15 protein-coding genes are annotated in these 13,634 nt (G+C 64.6%); 8 read left to right on the forward strand and 7 right to left on the reverse strand.

Annotation, left to right across the window (positions count from 1 at the left end; translation table 11 throughout):
• The first annotated feature begins 19 nt into the window (after nt 1-19).
• From DVU_RS06400 to DVU_RS06410, 3 genes are read left to right on the forward strand one after another with little or no spacing between them, the layout of a single operon-like run.
• Nucleotides 20-388, forward strand: a complete 369-nt coding sequence (locus DVU_RS06400) for a hypothetical protein (RefSeq protein ID WP_010938650.1) — start codon at nt 20-22, stop codon at nt 386-388.
• Nucleotides 381-1,199 carry an HD domain-containing protein gene (locus DVU_RS06405; protein WP_011792435.1) on the forward strand — a complete coding sequence of 273 codons (819 nt, stop codon included), beginning with the start codon at nt 381-383 and terminating at the stop codon, nt 1,197-1,199. The genes DVU_RS06400 and DVU_RS06405 overlap by 8 nt, the downstream gene beginning before the upstream one ends.
• Nucleotides 1,196-1,822, forward strand: a complete 627-nt coding sequence (locus DVU_RS06410; protein WP_010938652.1) for a class I SAM-dependent methyltransferase — start codon at nt 1,196-1,198, stop codon at nt 1,820-1,822. The genes DVU_RS06405 and DVU_RS06410 overlap by 4 nt, the downstream gene beginning before the upstream one ends.
• A 218-nt stretch (nt 1,823-2,040) precedes the next feature.
• On the opposite strand, the gene DVU_RS06415 is transcribed toward DVU_RS06410, so the two are convergent.
• Nucleotides 2,041-2,733: an HAD family hydrolase gene (locus DVU_RS06415; RefSeq protein WP_011792434.1), complete on the reverse strand. Its 693-nt coding sequence runs from the start codon at nt 2,731-2,733 to the stop codon at nt 2,041-2,043.
• A complete protein-coding gene (locus DVU_RS06420; RefSeq protein ID WP_223294576.1) occupies nt 2,730-3,806 on the reverse strand; it encodes a DUF3179 domain-containing protein in 1,077 nt (358 codons plus the stop codon). Before DVU_RS06420 ends, DVU_RS06415 begins: the two co-directional genes overlap by 4 nt.
• Before the next feature lie 181 nt (nt 3,807-3,987).
• Between DVU_RS06420 and galE the strand changes: the two genes are divergently transcribed.
• Nucleotides 3,988-4,983 (forward strand): UDP-glucose 4-epimerase GalE, encoded by a 996-nt coding sequence (gene galE / locus DVU_RS06425; protein ID WP_010938655.1) that lies wholly within the window; start codon nt 3,988-3,990, stop codon nt 4,981-4,983.
• Nucleotides 4,984-5,064: 81 nt separating this feature from the next.
• Here galE and lpxB read toward each other — a convergent pair whose 3' ends face one another.
• From lpxB to rfbB, 4 genes are read right to left on the reverse strand one after another with little or no spacing between them, the layout of a single operon-like run.
• Entirely contained in the window at nt 5,065-6,195 is a 1,131-nt protein-coding gene (gene lpxB, locus DVU_RS06430) for a lipid-A-disaccharide synthase (RefSeq protein ID WP_010938656.1), read from the reverse strand.
• Between the two features lies 1 nt (nt 6,196).
• A complete protein-coding gene (locus tag DVU_RS06435; RefSeq protein WP_010938657.1) occupies nt 6,197-7,165 on the reverse strand; it encodes a hypothetical protein in 969 nt (322 codons plus the stop codon).
• Between the two features lie 27 nt (nt 7,166-7,192).
• A complete protein-coding gene (gene rfbD, locus DVU_RS06440) occupies nt 7,193-8,068 on the reverse strand; it encodes a dTDP-4-dehydrorhamnose reductase (RefSeq protein ID WP_010938658.1) in 876 nt (291 codons plus the stop codon).
• Entirely contained in the window at nt 8,065-9,087 is a 1,023-nt protein-coding gene (gene rfbB, locus DVU_RS06445) for a dTDP-glucose 4,6-dehydratase (RefSeq protein ID WP_010938659.1), read from the reverse strand. Before rfbB ends, rfbD begins: the two co-directional genes overlap by 4 nt.
• 187 nt (nt 9,088-9,274) lie before the next feature.
• Here rfbB and DVU_RS06450 point away from each other — a divergent pair, with 187 nt between their 5' ends.
• Nucleotides 9,275-10,123 (forward strand): sirohydrochlorin cobaltochelatase, encoded by an 849-nt coding sequence (locus DVU_RS06450; protein WP_010938660.1) that lies wholly within the window; start codon nt 9,275-9,277, stop codon nt 10,121-10,123.
• 160 nt (nt 10,124-10,283) lie between these two features.
• Nucleotides 10,284-11,189 (forward strand): lipoprotein, encoded by a 906-nt coding sequence (locus DVU_RS06455; protein ID WP_010938661.1) that lies wholly within the window; start codon nt 10,284-10,286, stop codon nt 11,187-11,189.
• 62 nt (nt 11,190-11,251) lie between these two features.
• Here the strand turns inward: DVU_RS06455 and DVU_RS06460 are convergent, their stop codons facing one another.
• On the reverse strand, nt 11,252-11,449 hold the full coding sequence (locus DVU_RS06460; RefSeq protein ID WP_010938662.1) for a twin-arginine translocase TatA/TatE family subunit: 198 nt from the start codon (nt 11,447-11,449) through the stop codon (nt 11,252-11,254).
• A 111-nt stretch (nt 11,450-11,560) separates the two neighbouring features.
• Here DVU_RS06460 and DVU_RS06465 point away from each other — a divergent pair, with 111 nt between their 5' ends.
• Both DVU_RS06465 and DVU_RS06470 read left to right on the forward strand, forming a co-directional pair.
• Complete coding sequence (locus tag DVU_RS06465) at nt 11,561-13,183, forward strand: rhodanese-like domain-containing protein (protein ID WP_010938663.1); 1,623 nt, start codon at nt 11,561-11,563, stop codon at nt 13,181-13,183.
• Nucleotides 13,180-13,629, forward strand: a complete 450-nt coding sequence (locus tag DVU_RS06470) for a hypothetical protein (protein WP_011792423.1) — start codon at nt 13,180-13,182, stop codon at nt 13,627-13,629. The genes DVU_RS06465 and DVU_RS06470 overlap by 4 nt, the downstream gene beginning before the upstream one ends.
• Nucleotides 13,630-13,634: the final 5 nt, after the last annotated feature.

The following is a 13,634-nucleotide window of genomic DNA, read 5'->3' on the forward strand; positions in this document are numbered from 1 at the left end:
ACCCCACAGGGAGTGAAACGTGCCCTTGCCAGAGTTGACCGCCTCCATCGACACCATGTTATCTGCTGAGAATCTCGGGGCATTCTTCGCCTCACGCTGGGGCCAGTATGCGATGATCATCACCTTCTTCGGCCTCGTCATCACCTTCTTGAGGGTGCTGTACGGGCCGAAGGGCTTCTTCCGCGACCCGGAGTGGGACCGCTGGAACGAGGCGGCCCTTCGCAAGGAGGAGGAAGACGCCGCACAATCTGCGGCCGCGGTGCGAGGCGAGACCGCGGCGGTGTCGTCTGTGGCAGAGGGGCAGGTCGTGCCTGCTGATGCCGCACCGGGGTCGGTCGCCCCGGTCAAGGTGAGCCAGCCCGGTTCAGAGGCGGAGCGTGATGGCTGATACGTCCATGCGTACCCCCACCTGTGACATCACGACCCACGAGCGGTGGTTCGGCGCGTTCACTGCGCCGTATCTCGAAGAGGGGCCGGAACATGTAGGCCCTGTGCGCCTCAAGATAGAGCACACCCACCATGTGCTCTCCAATGCCCGCAGCATAGTGGACAGCGAGGACTTCTCGCCGCTGGTGCAGCGTGCGGCCCTTCTTGCCGCCCTGTATCACGACACGGGGCGCTTTCCGCAGTACAGGCGCTGGCGCACCTTCAGCGACCCGCGTTCGGTCAACCATGCCCTGCTTGGCGGGCGGACGTTGCGCGAAGCCGGGGCGCTCGATGACGAACCTGTTGAAGTGCGGCGACTGGTGCTTGGCGCGGTGGTCATGCACAACCGCTTTCGTGTGCCGTCAGGCATCCCGGACGATGCCCGGACCGTGACCGATGTGGTGCGCGATGCCGATAAACTCGACATCTTCAGGGTCATGGCGCCGCATCTGGCCCCCGGTGCGGAGCGCGACAAGGTCGTGGTGCTGCACGTGGAGGATGCGCCCGGTAAGTGGTCACCCGTCATCGTGGCGGATGTGCTGGCGGGGCGCGTGGCGAGTTATGCAGACCTTCGCTATGTCAATGACTTCAGGCTGCTTCTCGGCACATGGGTGCGTGATCTTCGTTTCCCCGCATCGCGCCGGATGCTGGCGGCTTCAGGCCTTGTGGAGAACATCCTTTCCGCGTTGCCCGCTTCGGACGACATCGCCCGCGCCCGTACCCGCATCCTGTCCGACCTCGCCGATGCAGCACGGGGCAGGGGGGGAGCATGACGCCCCCCGCATCCACCTTTGATGCCCGCGACCCCTACGCCCGTGTCGCCAGCTGGTATGAACCCCTGCTGGGCTGGCCGCTGCGTTCCATGCGTGAGGCCGTGGTGGCGTTGTGCCGTGAGGCCGTCGTCGGGCGCATGGTCGACCTGTGTTGCGGCACCGGGCGCCAACTGGCGCTGCTGCGTGCTGCCGGGGTACGTGCCTACGGTGCGGATGTCTCCGCTGCCATGCTTTCGCAGGGGCAAGGGGGAGACATCGTCAGGGCGCATGGGGGAGCATTGCCCTTTGCGGACGATGCGTTCGACCTGTCTCTCGTCTCTCTCGCGTTGCACGAGATGGACCGTGAAGTGGCTGATGCCGTGCTATGCGAAGCGTTGCGGGTCGCCCCGCAGGTGCTGCTTGCGGAGTACCGCATGGCCGAGCGCAACATCGACCTGCCCGCTGCGTTGTTCGTACATGTACCTGAACGCATCGCGGGCGGGGCGCATTACCGCAACTTCAGGGCGTTCATGCGTGCCGGTGGTGTGGAGGGGCTAGTGGCACGACACGGCCTTTCCGTCGTGCGACGCGAACGCCTGTGGGCCGGGGCGGGAGCGCTCGTGCTGGCCAGAAGGCCGTCCTAGCCGGGGACGGGGCGACGTCTCCCGGTTGGTAGCCCCCGCGAAAAATGCACCAATGAAGGCAGCGGTGCCTTCGCGCCCAAGCCGTCCTCTGCAACGGCGACCATCCGGCCGTTCGGCCGTGCGGGGCGGGGCATGCTGCCGTGTCCGGTCTCCTCGGGGATGGTCATTCGCCGCGAGGCAGAGTGCCGACAGGTAACGGCCTTCCCCCTTCGTGCCCCTCAGGCAGTGAACAAGCCGAGCCGGGTGAACAGGTCGTGGCAATCGTCGGCCACATAGGTGGCACCCGCCTCGTGCAACAGTTCGCGTGACGTTTCGCCCGACGCCACTCCGGCGGTGAAAGCCCCTGCCCGTATTCCCGTCTCCACGTCCATGCGGTGGTCGCCGACCATCAGCGTCTCGTGCGGGCCCCGTTGCAGCAGTGCCAATGCCTCCAGCAGATGGCCCGGATGGGGCTTCACCACCTTCACGTCATCACGGGTGAGCAGGCAGCCGCAGTGTTCGTCCACGTCAGGGAACACGGTGCGCACAGCTTCCGGACAATTGCGGGTGATGATGCCGGTTGCGACACCGGCTGTCGTCAGCGCGGCAAGAAGGGGGCGCACGAACGGAAAGAGGCTTGTACGTCGTGCCGCTTCGACCTCGACAGCGCGGATGGCGTCGTGACCTGCCGCGAATGCGCGGTCAGCCTTCTGGGGTGCTGTCGCGGCCAGTGCGTCGTGCACGGTCTGTAGCCATTCCATCACCGGCAGGTCGGGGCGTGGTTCGGCCTGCGGCATGAACGGCACGACAGCTTCGGAGACGGCACGTCGCATGACCCCGAAGTCGAGTTCAGGGCGGGCGAGCGTCCCGTCGAAGTCGAAGACCACGGCCCCGAGGCGAGCACCTCCCGGCAGAAGTGGTGGCTTCGTCATTGTTGGCCTGCGAAGGGGAGCGACAGCGGGTCGTTGCCGGGCATCACCACGGTGTCGGGATGGAAGGCGAACCACGCGAACCACATCGACTCGACCCCGGGAATCTCGGGGAGTACGGCATCCTTGAGCTTGCCTTCGACGGCTTTGCCTTCCAGCGTCCATACGCTACCGGTCTCGCGGTCGCGCAGCTTGCCTTCGCGTATCTCGAAGGTCGTGGGGCGGCCCCATATGCGGGCGTCGAAGATGCGGATGATGCCCGCCCCCGGCGCGTAGACGGCGGCGATGGGGGTGATGCCCAGAGTCAGGTTGAGTACGCCCGCCTTGCGCACCGCATCAGGTTCGATGGCGGCGCGTGCTCCTTCGAAATCGATGCCTATGACCCGCTTCTTGAGCGGCAGACGCTTGTCCCGCTTCGGAACAGCATAGATGAGCTGGTCGTTGTCGTAGTAGGTTCCGGGCCTCAGATAGGAGCCGTAGGGGTCTTTTCCGTACGCTCGGCGCGACCCCAGCGGGTAGGAGAGGACGAGCGCGCGAGGCAGTGCGTTACGGGCGTGGCCCCATGTCGTCCGGTACAGGGGAATGCGTTCGAGCAGTTTCCCCTTCTGGGGGCCTTCGAACGCAAGGCCCAGCATCTGCGACCACAGACTCTCGGTGGTGCGGTCGAACATCACGGTGTTACCGTACAGAAGCCGGCCTTCGACCCCGAAGATGAGGGGCGTACGCCCGGTGCGGCTGCGGTAGGCTGTCGCCGTCCCGGTGATCGGGCTGTAGGTGATGCAGAACGGCTGGTCCTCGAGTAGTTCGTTGACCACCTCATGCCATACCATGATGCGCTGCGGATAGATGCGCGGGCCCCCCGGAAGGGGTACGATGAATACCGGGTCGATGTCGTCCAGACTGAGCGAGGCGTCTATGGCTTCAACGTAGCGCGGGCGATAGAGTGCCGGGATTTCGTCGCGCTGTACGGGGGTGCGGACGAGAGCGTCACCCATGGCGGTGAGGTCTTCCGGGGTGAGGGGCAGCGCGGCGTGAGCCTGAACGGACGCCGCAAAGAGTGCGAGAAGGAAGAGCACGGCGCGTACCGCGGTGGCTGTTGCCGTATTCGGCCGGATGTGCACTCGTGGAGTACGAGAGCAATGTTGCATCATGGTGGGCATATGATAGAAACCTCTCACGACATCTGTACGGAAAACGGCCTGTGGGGGCAACCGCTGCGACCATAGCGGCCTCGCCACCTTGACCGGAGGGGGAAACATGACCGTAAGCGGCTGTTGCAGCAATGTTCTGGTTTGTGGCGGCGCGGGATATATAGGCTCGCATATGGTGCGGGCTCTTGTCGAGCACGGGTATGTGCCTATCATCTTCGACAACCTGTCAACGGGCCATGCAGAGTCGGTGGGGGATGTCGACCTCGTGCGTGGCGACTTGCTCGACAGGCAGGCCTTGCGGAGGCTGTTCGCAGAGCACTCGTTCGATGCCGTCATGCATTTTTCGGCAAAGAGCCTCGTCGGGGAGTCCATGACCGACCCCGGCATCTACTTCGTCAACAACGTCGTCGGCACCATCAATCTGCTCGAGGCCATGCGTGAGGCTGGCGTCTCCCGTCTGGTGTTCTCGTCTTCTGCGGCGGTCTTCGGCAATCCCCTGACGGCGCGCATCGCCGAAGACCACCCCCGGCAGCCGGTCAACCCCTACGGGCGCAGCAAGCTCATGATCGAACAGGCCCTGCGCGACTACGCCAACGCCTACGGGATGCGGTCTGTGTCGTTGCGATATTTCAATGCGGCAGGGGCCGATGAGGCTGGCGACATCGGCGAGTCGCACAAGCCCGAGACGCACCTCATCCCCAACGTGTTGCGCGCTGCCCTTGGCACCGGGCCTGAACTGAAGATTTTCGGCGATGACTACGATACGCCCGACGGCACATGCGTCCGTGACTACATCCATGTGGCCGACCTGTGCGACGCCCACCTGCGTGCCCTGTCCTACATGCAACTCAAGCCGGGAGCCCATGCCTTCAACCTCGGCAACGGCAATGGCTTCTCGGTCAAGCAGGTCGTGGAGGCCGCCTGGCGCGTGACAGGTCGTGACGTGCCCCATAGCATGGCCCCGCGCCGCCCCGGCGACCCGGCGTGGCTGGTCGCTGACAGCACCCTCGCAGAGCGTGAACTGGGCTGGAAGCCGTCGTTCACGGATATCGACGCCATCATCGATTCCGCGTGGCGCTGGCACCAGAAACCGCGATACTGATGCGCGCATGAAGTCGCAAAGCACAAGGCCCCGGACGAACGAACGTCCGGGGCCTTTCGTGTCTGAGGTTCCGCCGGTCTGTCAATCCTGCTGCTTTCGGCCCGTCAGGTCGTCGATGATGATGCGTGCAGCCCGCCCCGCTGCACCGGGTTCACCCAGCATGGTGCGCAGGACGTCAAGTTCGGAGCGCACTGCGGCAAGGGCCTCGGGGGCATCGAGCCATGCTGCGGCGTGCTGTGCGATGACAGGGCCGGTGGCCTTCTCCTGAAGGAGTTCAGGGAAGACCTCGCGGTCGAGAACGAGATTGGGCAAGGCGGCGAAGCGCACTTTTACCAGTTTGCGGCCAAGCCAGTAGCTGAAGGGCGAGACCTTGTAGGTGACGAGGGTGGGGGTGCCGATGAGTGCCGTCTCAAGGGTGGCGGTGCCGGATGCTGCGATGAGCATCTGGCACGAGCGCACGGCGTGGTAGCGGTCTTCGGGGGCCACGATGTGCAGGGGGATGTCCTGTGGCCATAGGGCGCGCAGGGCCGCTTCCGTGGTGGAGGGGGCGCGCATGCAGTGGAATTCGAGACCGGGACGGTGTTCGAGCATGAGCCGCGCCGCGTCGCCGAATGCAGGCATCAGCGACTCCACTTCCTTGCGACGGCTGCCTGGCATGAGGCCGATGCGCCCCGCGACGGGTGCGATGGCGGCAAGTGCGGGCCAATCCACCATGTCGACCAGCGGGTTTCCCACATAGTCGACCTCCATGCCGTGGCGGCGGTAGAAATCCACCTCGAAGGGCAGGATGGAGAGCATGCGCCGCACATGACGTTTGATGAACTGCACCCTTCCGGTGCGCCACGCCCATATCTTGGGGCTGATATAGTAGTAGACGGGAATGCCGAGGTCGGTCGCCGCCTTCGCCACACGGAAGTTGAATTCCGGGGCATCGATGAGCACGACGGCGTCAGGGCGGGTACGGGCGAGTTCGGCGCGTATGTCGCGCAGCATGGAGAAGATGCGCGGCAGGTAGGCGATGACCTCGGTGATGCCCATCACCGAGAGGTCTTCCACGCGCAGCATGGCCTGTTGTCCCGCCGCCCGCAGATAGGGGCCACCCATGCCGGTACACGAGAGGTCCGGGGCGAGGGCGCGCAAGGCCTCAAGCAGGGCGGCCCCGTGCATGTCGCCCGAAAGTTCACCGGTATTGATCCAGATGGAAGGGGGCATGTCACGCGCTCCTGGCCGCTGCGGGAGACGTCCGGCGTGGGGTGAGACGCCCGATGACCGCCACGAAGAGAAGGGCGAAGAGCAGCCTGCCGCCCAATGTCGCGCTGATGTCCCCGCCGATGAGCACCATCAGCAGGGTGTCTTCGATGAGCGCGTGGGCGAGTCCCATGAGGGTGATGGAACAGAAGACGTCGTGTCTGTCGAGCGTTCCCTTGTTCACTTCGCGGATGATGAGGCCGCTGCCGTAGATGATGCCCATGCACATGCCCACCACGGTGATGGTGGCGGCGTTGGGGCCGATGCCCAGCAGGCGCAGTACGGGGCGCAGCGCGGCGTTGAGCAGCGGGGTGACGTCGAAATGGTCGAGGGCCCGCTTGAACAGCATCAGCGCGAAGATGACCCAGAACAGCGAGAAGAGGTTGCGCAGTTCGTTCAGCCCCCACGGCACCAGCCCCGGTTCGACACGGCGGGGTTCCCACAGCATGGTGGCAGGGTCGGCAAGCCAGCCTGTGGCGGAGTACACCCTGTGCAGGACGAAGCCGCAGACGATGGCGCAGACGATGCGGATGGCGAGTTGCGGCATCATGCGTACGCCGCATTGCTGCGCGATGCGCCCTTCGACAGGCAGGCTGTGGGCGATGAGCATCATGGTGGCGAACACGGTCGCCTGTGCGCCGGAAAGCGGTTCCATGGAGGTCATCAACGAGGCGAACACCAGCAGCCCGCTGTAGATGTTGACAGCCATGCCGGTGGCCCATGCAAGGCCGAGGTCCGGCGGCAGACCCACAAGGCGCATCACGGGTTCGAGGGGCAGTGCGAGGTAGCGGATGAGGTCGAGCTCAGCCAGTATCTTGACCGTGATGATGATGGGTACCATGACCCTGAACAGGCCAAGGCTCACATGGATGGCGTCACGGAACGAACCGGTCGCCGCGCCGAGAACACGGGAGAGAAGCGGGGGCAGGGGCATGGCACGGGGGTGCGGCGTTGCCGCGGGTCAGTTCCCGGAGGGGATGCAATCCTTGTAGATGTAGTCCCGCAAGGCCTGTGGCCATGGGCGGGGGACGATGCCGGTGACTTCTGTGAAACGTGACGTGTCGAGTACGGAGTAGGCAGGGCGGGCGGCCTTCTGAGGCCAGTCCTTGGAAGTGATGGCGTGCACCTTGCAGTGCAGGCCCGCCAGATGCACGGCTTCGGAGGCCAGTTCGCACCAGCTTGCCTGCCCTGCGTTGACCACATGGAAAAGACCCGTTGCCCGCAATTCGGCAAGGCGTACACAACCGGCGGCAAGGTCCACCGTGTAGGTCGGCGACCCCGTCTGGTCGTGCACCACCTGTATGTCGTCCTTGGCGGCGCACAGTCCCAGAATGGTCTGAACGAAGTTGCGTCTGCCGGGACCGAACAGCCATGCGGTGCGGACGACGCAGCAGTTGTCGGGGGCGATGGACAGGAGGGCGGTTTCGCCAGCCAGTTTGGTCGCCCCGTAGACTGAAGCCGGGTCGGGGGTGTCGTCGGTGGAGTAGGGCGTCGTCTTGCGTCCGTTGAACACGAAGTCGGTGCTCAGATGCACAAGGTGCATGCCGGTACCACGAACGATGCGTCCAAGAGAGGCGGGCAGCGCCCGGTTCAGTTGGGCGGCTTCCTGCTCATGCTCTTCTGCAAGGTCGACCTGCGTCCACGCCACGGTGTTGAAGACCGCTTGTGGCGAAGCCTTGTCGATGAAGTCGGCCAGGCGTTCTGCGTCAAGGACGTCGACATCGTCGCGTCCGACGGGCACGGCATCCCAGCCGCCGTTTCGCAACGCAAGCACGAGGGACTGCCCCAGAAGCCCGGTGCGTCCCCCCAGTACGACCGCACGCGGCCGCGCGGTCATCGTCTGTCTCCATACCAGCGGTCCATGAATTCCCTGTACGCTCCGGATTCCACACTGGCAAGCCACGCATCGTTGGCGCGGTACCAGTCTACGGTGGCAGCAAGGCCGTTTTCGAAGCTGTGTTCAGGGGCGTAGCCAAGTTCACGGGCAGCAAGGGTGAAGTCCATGGCGTAGCGCCTGTCGTGCCCCGGTCTGTCCTTCACGAAGCGTATGAGTTCCTCGGAGCGCCCGGTCAGCTTCAGTATCAGGCGCACGACGTCAAGGTTCGTCCTTTCGGAGGCACCCCCGAAGTTGTAGACCCCGCCGGGGCGTCCCTTCTCCAGCGCCAGCAAAACACCCCGGCAATGGTCTTCGACATGTATCCAGTCGCGGACATTGCCGCCGTCGCCGTATACGGGTAGCGGTTCGCCCGCTGTCGCCTTGCGGTACATGAGCGGAATGAGCTTCTCGGGAAACTGGTAGGGCCCGTAGTTGTTGGAACAGCGGGTGGTCACGGTGTCGAGGCCGTAGGTCTCGTGAAAGGCGCGCACCATGAGGTCTGCCCCCGCCTTCGAGGCGGAGTAGGGGCTGTTGGGCGCAAGGGGGGTGTCTTCCCTGAACAGTCCTTCAGGGCCGAGGGTCCCATAGACTTCGTCTGTGGATATGTGGACGAAACGGGGTATTCCCCTGTCGAGGGCCGCCTGAAGCAGGACTTGCGTACCCAGCACGTTGGTCGTGATGAAGGGCGTCGAGTCGTTGATGGAGCGGTCGACATGGGTCTCGGCGGCGAAGTTGACGATGGCGTCTATGGCATGGCGTTCGAGAATGTCGCGCACTCGTCCGGCGTCGGCGATGTCGCCATGTTCGAAACTGTAGCGGTTGCCGCCGTGTTCACCTTCGATGTCGGTGAGGTTGGCGGGGTTGCCCGCGTAGGTGAGCTTGTCGAAGTTGACGACCGAGACTTCAGGGCGGACGGCGAGCACGTGCCGGATGAAATTGGTGCCGATGAAGCCGCAGCCGCCGGTGACGAGAAGACGCATGAAAACTCCTGATGCATGGGTGTGATGAGCGATGATTCTACAGCCATGCATACCGCCGGTCAATGTGCGCGAGGGTGCGCATGGTGCAGAAATTACTTGCAGAATGTGAAGATGGTAGATAGCCTGTACAATCAGGCTGCGGACTTGCGCGCGCGTTTGCCCGCACGGTTTGCGGGCAGGGCTTGCTATGGTTCCGCCCCGTTGGGGTAGCCTCGATTCACTGAAACCGCAACAGCATCTTCCCATGACCAAAAAGGGTATACTTCTCGCCGCGTTCGGTTCGGGCAACAGGCAGGGCGAATCGACGTTGCGTCTTTTCGACGAGCGCGTACGCGAACGGTTTCCGGGGGTTCCGGTTCGATGGGCCTTCACGTCCGTGATCATGCGCAGGCGTCTCGCAGCAGCCCGCAAGAAGACCGATTCGGTACTCAAGGCCCTGCAGAAGATGTGGTTCGAGAAATACACGCATGTGGCCGTGCAGTCGCTGCACATCATTCCCGGTGCCGAATACGGCGACCTCGTGGCTGATGTGGAGGCCATGCGCAGGGACGATGGCTTCACCGCTGCCACCGTGGGTGCCCCCCTCCTTGCCGGAAGCGGTGACATGGAACGCTCTGCCGCAGCGCTGCTGGCGCATCTGCCTGCCGGACGCAAGCCCGACGAGGCCGTGGTCTTCATGGGGCACGGAACGCGGCATCCTGCCGAATCCAGCTACGAAGCCCTTGCGGCGCTGGTGCGACGTGTCGACCCGCATGTGCACATCGGCACCATGGGCGGTTCACGCACACTCGACCACATCCTTCCCGAGTTGCAGCAGGGCGGGGTGAAAGGGGTATGGCTCATGCCCCTGCTTTCTGTGGTGGGGCGTCATGCCACAGAGGACATGGCAGGCACCGACCCGGAATCGTGGAAGTCGCGGCTTGAGGCGTCAGGGCTTCGCTGTATTCCCGTGCTGCGTGGTACGGCGGAGTACGAGGGGTTCGTCGACATCTGGCTTGACCATCTGACGGCTGCGGTGTCGGCCCTCGACGACTGACGGCATCGGTTGCGGCCTTTCCTTTCCAGTGTCTTTGCAGGTCGTGCGGCGCTTGGGCGCCACTTCCGGCTGGCATCCGGCAGCGGGCCTGCCGCTGGCGCTCCGGGGCAAAATCCGGTAGTCATTGCCGAAGTCCCGATTTCAAGCGGAGCATATGCCGATGCGTTTTCGTCATCTTTTGAACATGTTCGGCGCGGCGTTCGTCTGCGCCTGCACCCTGTCGTTCATCGCCCCTGACGTGTGCGAGGCCCGCCGCGTCGATGTGGGCTGGCAGGATTCCGGCCCCGTGAAGACCCGCGCACAGGCGCTGGGCGAGGCCTTCGCCCTTGCCGCCGTGGACGAGTCGCTCGACATCCTTCGGGTCTCGCTGCCCGAAGCCCGCCGTGTCGCCCTGCAGGAGTATCTTGCCGCCTCTTCCAGCGAATTCGTGCGCTCGTACCATGAAGAGGGCATGACACAGGTCGAGGGGGGCGGCTACCGGATGTCGGTCGAGGTCGACCTCAACCGGGAGCATCTCAAGGAAAGGTTGAAGCAGGCGGGCATCTACTACACGACCGATTCCGAGATTCCCTGCAATCTTCAGGTGTCTGGCGATGCCGATTCGCAGGCCCGCGTGAAGCGGCTGCAACTGGTGGCGGGCATCGTCACCCGGCCCGGGGCGTCCCTGCGTTGCGTCATCAAGCCGTCCGGCAAGGGCTGGTATGGTACTCTTGACGACGCTGGCGTGGCTTCGTCCGCATCTGGCGCCACAGCCGAAGAGGTATGGGCCAGACTCTGGCCCGACTATCTGGCACGGCGCACCATGCCCGCTACGGCATCCGGCACGCAGGAGGCCATCGTGCGGGTCTGGGGCTGGCTCACCCCTGATGGTACCGAGGTCTTCGACAAGACCTTGCGTGACTGGGACAGGGCCCTGACCGGGGCTGCACTGGCCGAAGTCTCCATGCGTCCTGACGGAATGGCGGGTGTCTGGCGGGTTCAGCTTGTGGACAGGGCGGAACTTGAGCGTCGGCTGGCCGAATACGCCACCCCGCGCAAGCTGCGCTTCGAGATTTCTGCGCCCTAGGGGCGTAAACAGAGAATCCCGGTCTTGCCGGGATTCTCTGTTGTAAACGTCTGACGCGGCAGTTAGGCCTGCTTGTCGTCGTTCTTGTCTTTCTTGTCGGTCGGGGTGACGTCAATCTCGTCTGGTTCCGACGCGGCCCGCTTGAAGTTACGGATGGCCCGGCCAAGCCCCCCCCCGATCTCCGGGAGCTTGTTGGCTCCGAAGACGAGCAGGACGAGGACGAGGACGACCAGCAGTTCCTGAAAACCGATACCGAACATGGCATGCCTCCGCGTTGTGTCTTGTCGCTGGCTATACACAGCGCCCAACGACAGGTCAAGGCGACGCGGAGCAGGCAAGGCCCCCGTAACACGGGGAAACAGGAGAATCATATGCGGCGCGTTATCATAGTCGGCAGCAGTCTGGCGGCGGCCAAGGTGGCTACACGCCTGAAGCGCAAGGATCCTTCCTCCGAGGTCAACATCATCGTTCCCGCGGTGGAGTCCGGACAGGAGTCGGTGAAGGACGGTGTTTTTTACAAGGCACGGGCCGAACGGCACGCCGTCGCCGAACTTCTTCGTTCGCGTGAGGTGGGTGTGGTAGAGGCTTCGGACCTGAGTGTCGATTTCGACGCTCGCGTCGTGTTGCCCACATCCAGCCGTGGCAGCCTGCCCATCCGCTACAATGTGCTGGTGCTCGAAGTGCAGGCACAGCCGCGCATCCCCAGGGTCTTGCGCGGTGCGCCCAACGTCATCGGCTGGCCGGGTGAAGGTGCCGCTACGCTCGATGCCATGCTCTCCACCACTGCCGAGGTGCGCGTCGTCGTTGTCGGGCAGGGGCAGGCTGCCATGGAGGCCCTGCGCCTTGTGGCCCGTTCCGGACAGGTGCCCGTATGGCTGCGCCTCGGCGATGTGGGCCCCGATATCCTTGACGGTGACACGTGGCGCATGGTCGAGCGTCTGGCTGCCAACGGCGGCGTCGAAGTCCACGACTGGAGTCACGTGCCCATGGAACGCATGGGGGCGCGGCCTGACGAACACGGCGGAGTGGCTGCGCTGGTGGCTGCCCTCGAAGGCGGCAACGACCTGCGCGTGGAGGGCGATGTCTTCATCTGGACGGCGCCCACTGTCGTGCAGCATCCCGTCGTCGCGCAGGAGGGTATCACACTCGACGCCCACGGGCGTATCGAGGTCGACGGCAACCTCGCCACCGTGGAGGAGGGCGTGTACCTCATCGGAACCGGTGTCGCCATGGCTTGTGGCTGCGGTTCGGCACCTCTCCACGTGGGTGAGCACGACCTTGCGGGGCTTGCACGCGGTCTGGCCGACCATCTCGCGGGCGACGCCACGACGACCATGCCTCCCTGCACAGGGTTGGTGCACGCCGAAGGCCCCGGCTTTGCCGTGAGCCGTGCCGGTGTCACCCTCGAAGAAGCGGTGCGCCGTGGGCTGGAGGGCGAATTCGCCCTGTTGCCCCTTGAGGATGGCGGACTGCTCAAGCTGGTGGCCGATAAGGTTTCGCGTCAGGTGATCGGGTATCAGGCCACCGGGACGGGCGAATCGCTCGACCTGCTTGCGCCTTTGCTTTCTTTCGCAGTGGGCCGTTCTGCAACGGTGGACGAGCTTGCCGCATCCGACTGCCCCGGCCCTGTGGGCACAGTCGTGCGCAAGGTGGCTGGCATTCTCGCCAACAAGATGGAAGGGCGCTTCTACGGCATCACCGCCGATGAACTGCGTGCCTCCCGCGAGGCAGGGGCCGAGTTCTTTCTGCTCGACCTGCGTGCCATGCCCGAATGGCGCAACGGCCACATTCCCGGGGCCTACAACATCCCCCTGCCGCAGCTTGCCAAGCGTTTGCAGGACGAAGTGCCGCGCTTCACGCCCATCGTACTCGTCAGCCGGACGTCCGACGCCGCGTGGAGTGTCGCATGCAAGCTCTTCGGGCTTGGTGCCACGGCCCTCTACGTGCTCGATGGCGGCATGCGTTGCTGGGACTACGAACTGGAGACGGCGTGACGGCGAAGGTGACGCGCCTGCCGGGAGTCGCATGTCGCTTCTGGCTGACGGGGCGTTGCGCCTACGACGAGATGCTCAACCCCGGCCTTCACGATGCGTGGCGCTGCCCTGAAGAGCAGCGGCTGCTCGGCTACTATGACGGCTTCATCGAACGGGTCGACGTGTTCGACCTGCCGCCGGAAGAGGTTGCGGGCCTGTGGGCGCGCCGTATGGAGCGTTTTCCGCCCGTGGGAGCCCTGTGCGGCAACTACGAGGCGCAGGGTGATGAAGGCGCAGATGACGCCGCGGACGGAGACCTGCCCGATGCGGAAGGCGGAATGCACGATGTTCTGGTCGATTGCATCCGCTTCCGCGACGGGATATGCCTTTTGCTGCTGCCCCCTTGCGAGGGTGTGTGCGAACGCTTCCGACGCGCAGACACCCCCGGAGACGGGCGAAACGGATAACCCAG

This window comes from Nitratidesulfovibrio vulgaris str. Hildenborough, from assembly GCF_000195755.1.
Classification (GTDB): domain Bacteria; phylum Desulfobacterota; class Desulfovibrionia; order Desulfovibrionales; family Desulfovibrionaceae; genus Nitratidesulfovibrio; species Nitratidesulfovibrio vulgaris.

Bases quoted from the DNA above. Each gene is read 5' to 3' on its own strand.
- DVU_RS06465 (WP_010938663.1), top strand. From the start codon at position 11,561: ATGCGGCGCGTTATCATAGTCGGCAGCAGTCTGGCGGCGGCCAAGGTG.
- DVU_RS06410 (WP_010938652.1), top strand. From the start codon at position 1,196: ATGACGCCCCCCGCATCCACCTTTGATGCCCGCGACCCCTACGCCCGT.
- DVU_RS06450 (WP_010938660.1), top strand. From the start codon at position 9,275: ATGGTTCCGCCCCGTTGGGGTAGCCTCGATTCACTGAAACCGCAACAG.
- galE (WP_010938655.1), top strand. From the start codon at position 3,988: ATGACCGTAAGCGGCTGTTGCAGCAATGTTCTGGTTTGTGGCGGCGCG.
- DVU_RS06415 (WP_011792434.1), bottom strand. From the start codon at position 2,733: ATGACGAAGCCACCACTTCTGCCGGGAGGTGCTCGCCTCGGGGCCGTG.
- lpxB (WP_010938656.1), bottom strand. From the start codon at position 6,195: ATGCCCCCTTCCATCTGGATCAATACCGGTGAACTTTCGGGCGACATG.
- rfbD (WP_010938658.1), bottom strand. From the start codon at position 8,068: ATGACCGCGCGGCCGCGTGCGGTCGTACTGGGGGGACGCACCGGGCTT.
- DVU_RS06435 (WP_010938657.1), bottom strand. From the start codon at position 7,165: ATGCCCCTGCCCCCGCTTCTCTCCCGTGTTCTCGGCGCGGCGACCGGT.
- DVU_RS06405 (WP_011792435.1), top strand. From the start codon at position 381: ATGGCTGATACGTCCATGCGTACCCCCACCTGTGACATCACGACCCAC.
- DVU_RS06460 (WP_010938662.1), bottom strand. From the start codon at position 11,449: ATGTTCGGTATCGGTTTTCAGGAACTGCTGGTCGTCCTCGTCCTCGTC.
- DVU_RS06455 (WP_010938661.1), top strand. From the start codon at position 10,284: ATGCGTTTTCGTCATCTTTTGAACATGTTCGGCGCGGCGTTCGTCTGC.
- rfbB (WP_010938659.1), bottom strand. From the start codon at position 9,087: ATGCGTCTTCTCGTCACCGGCGGCTGCGGCTTCATCGGCACCAATTTC.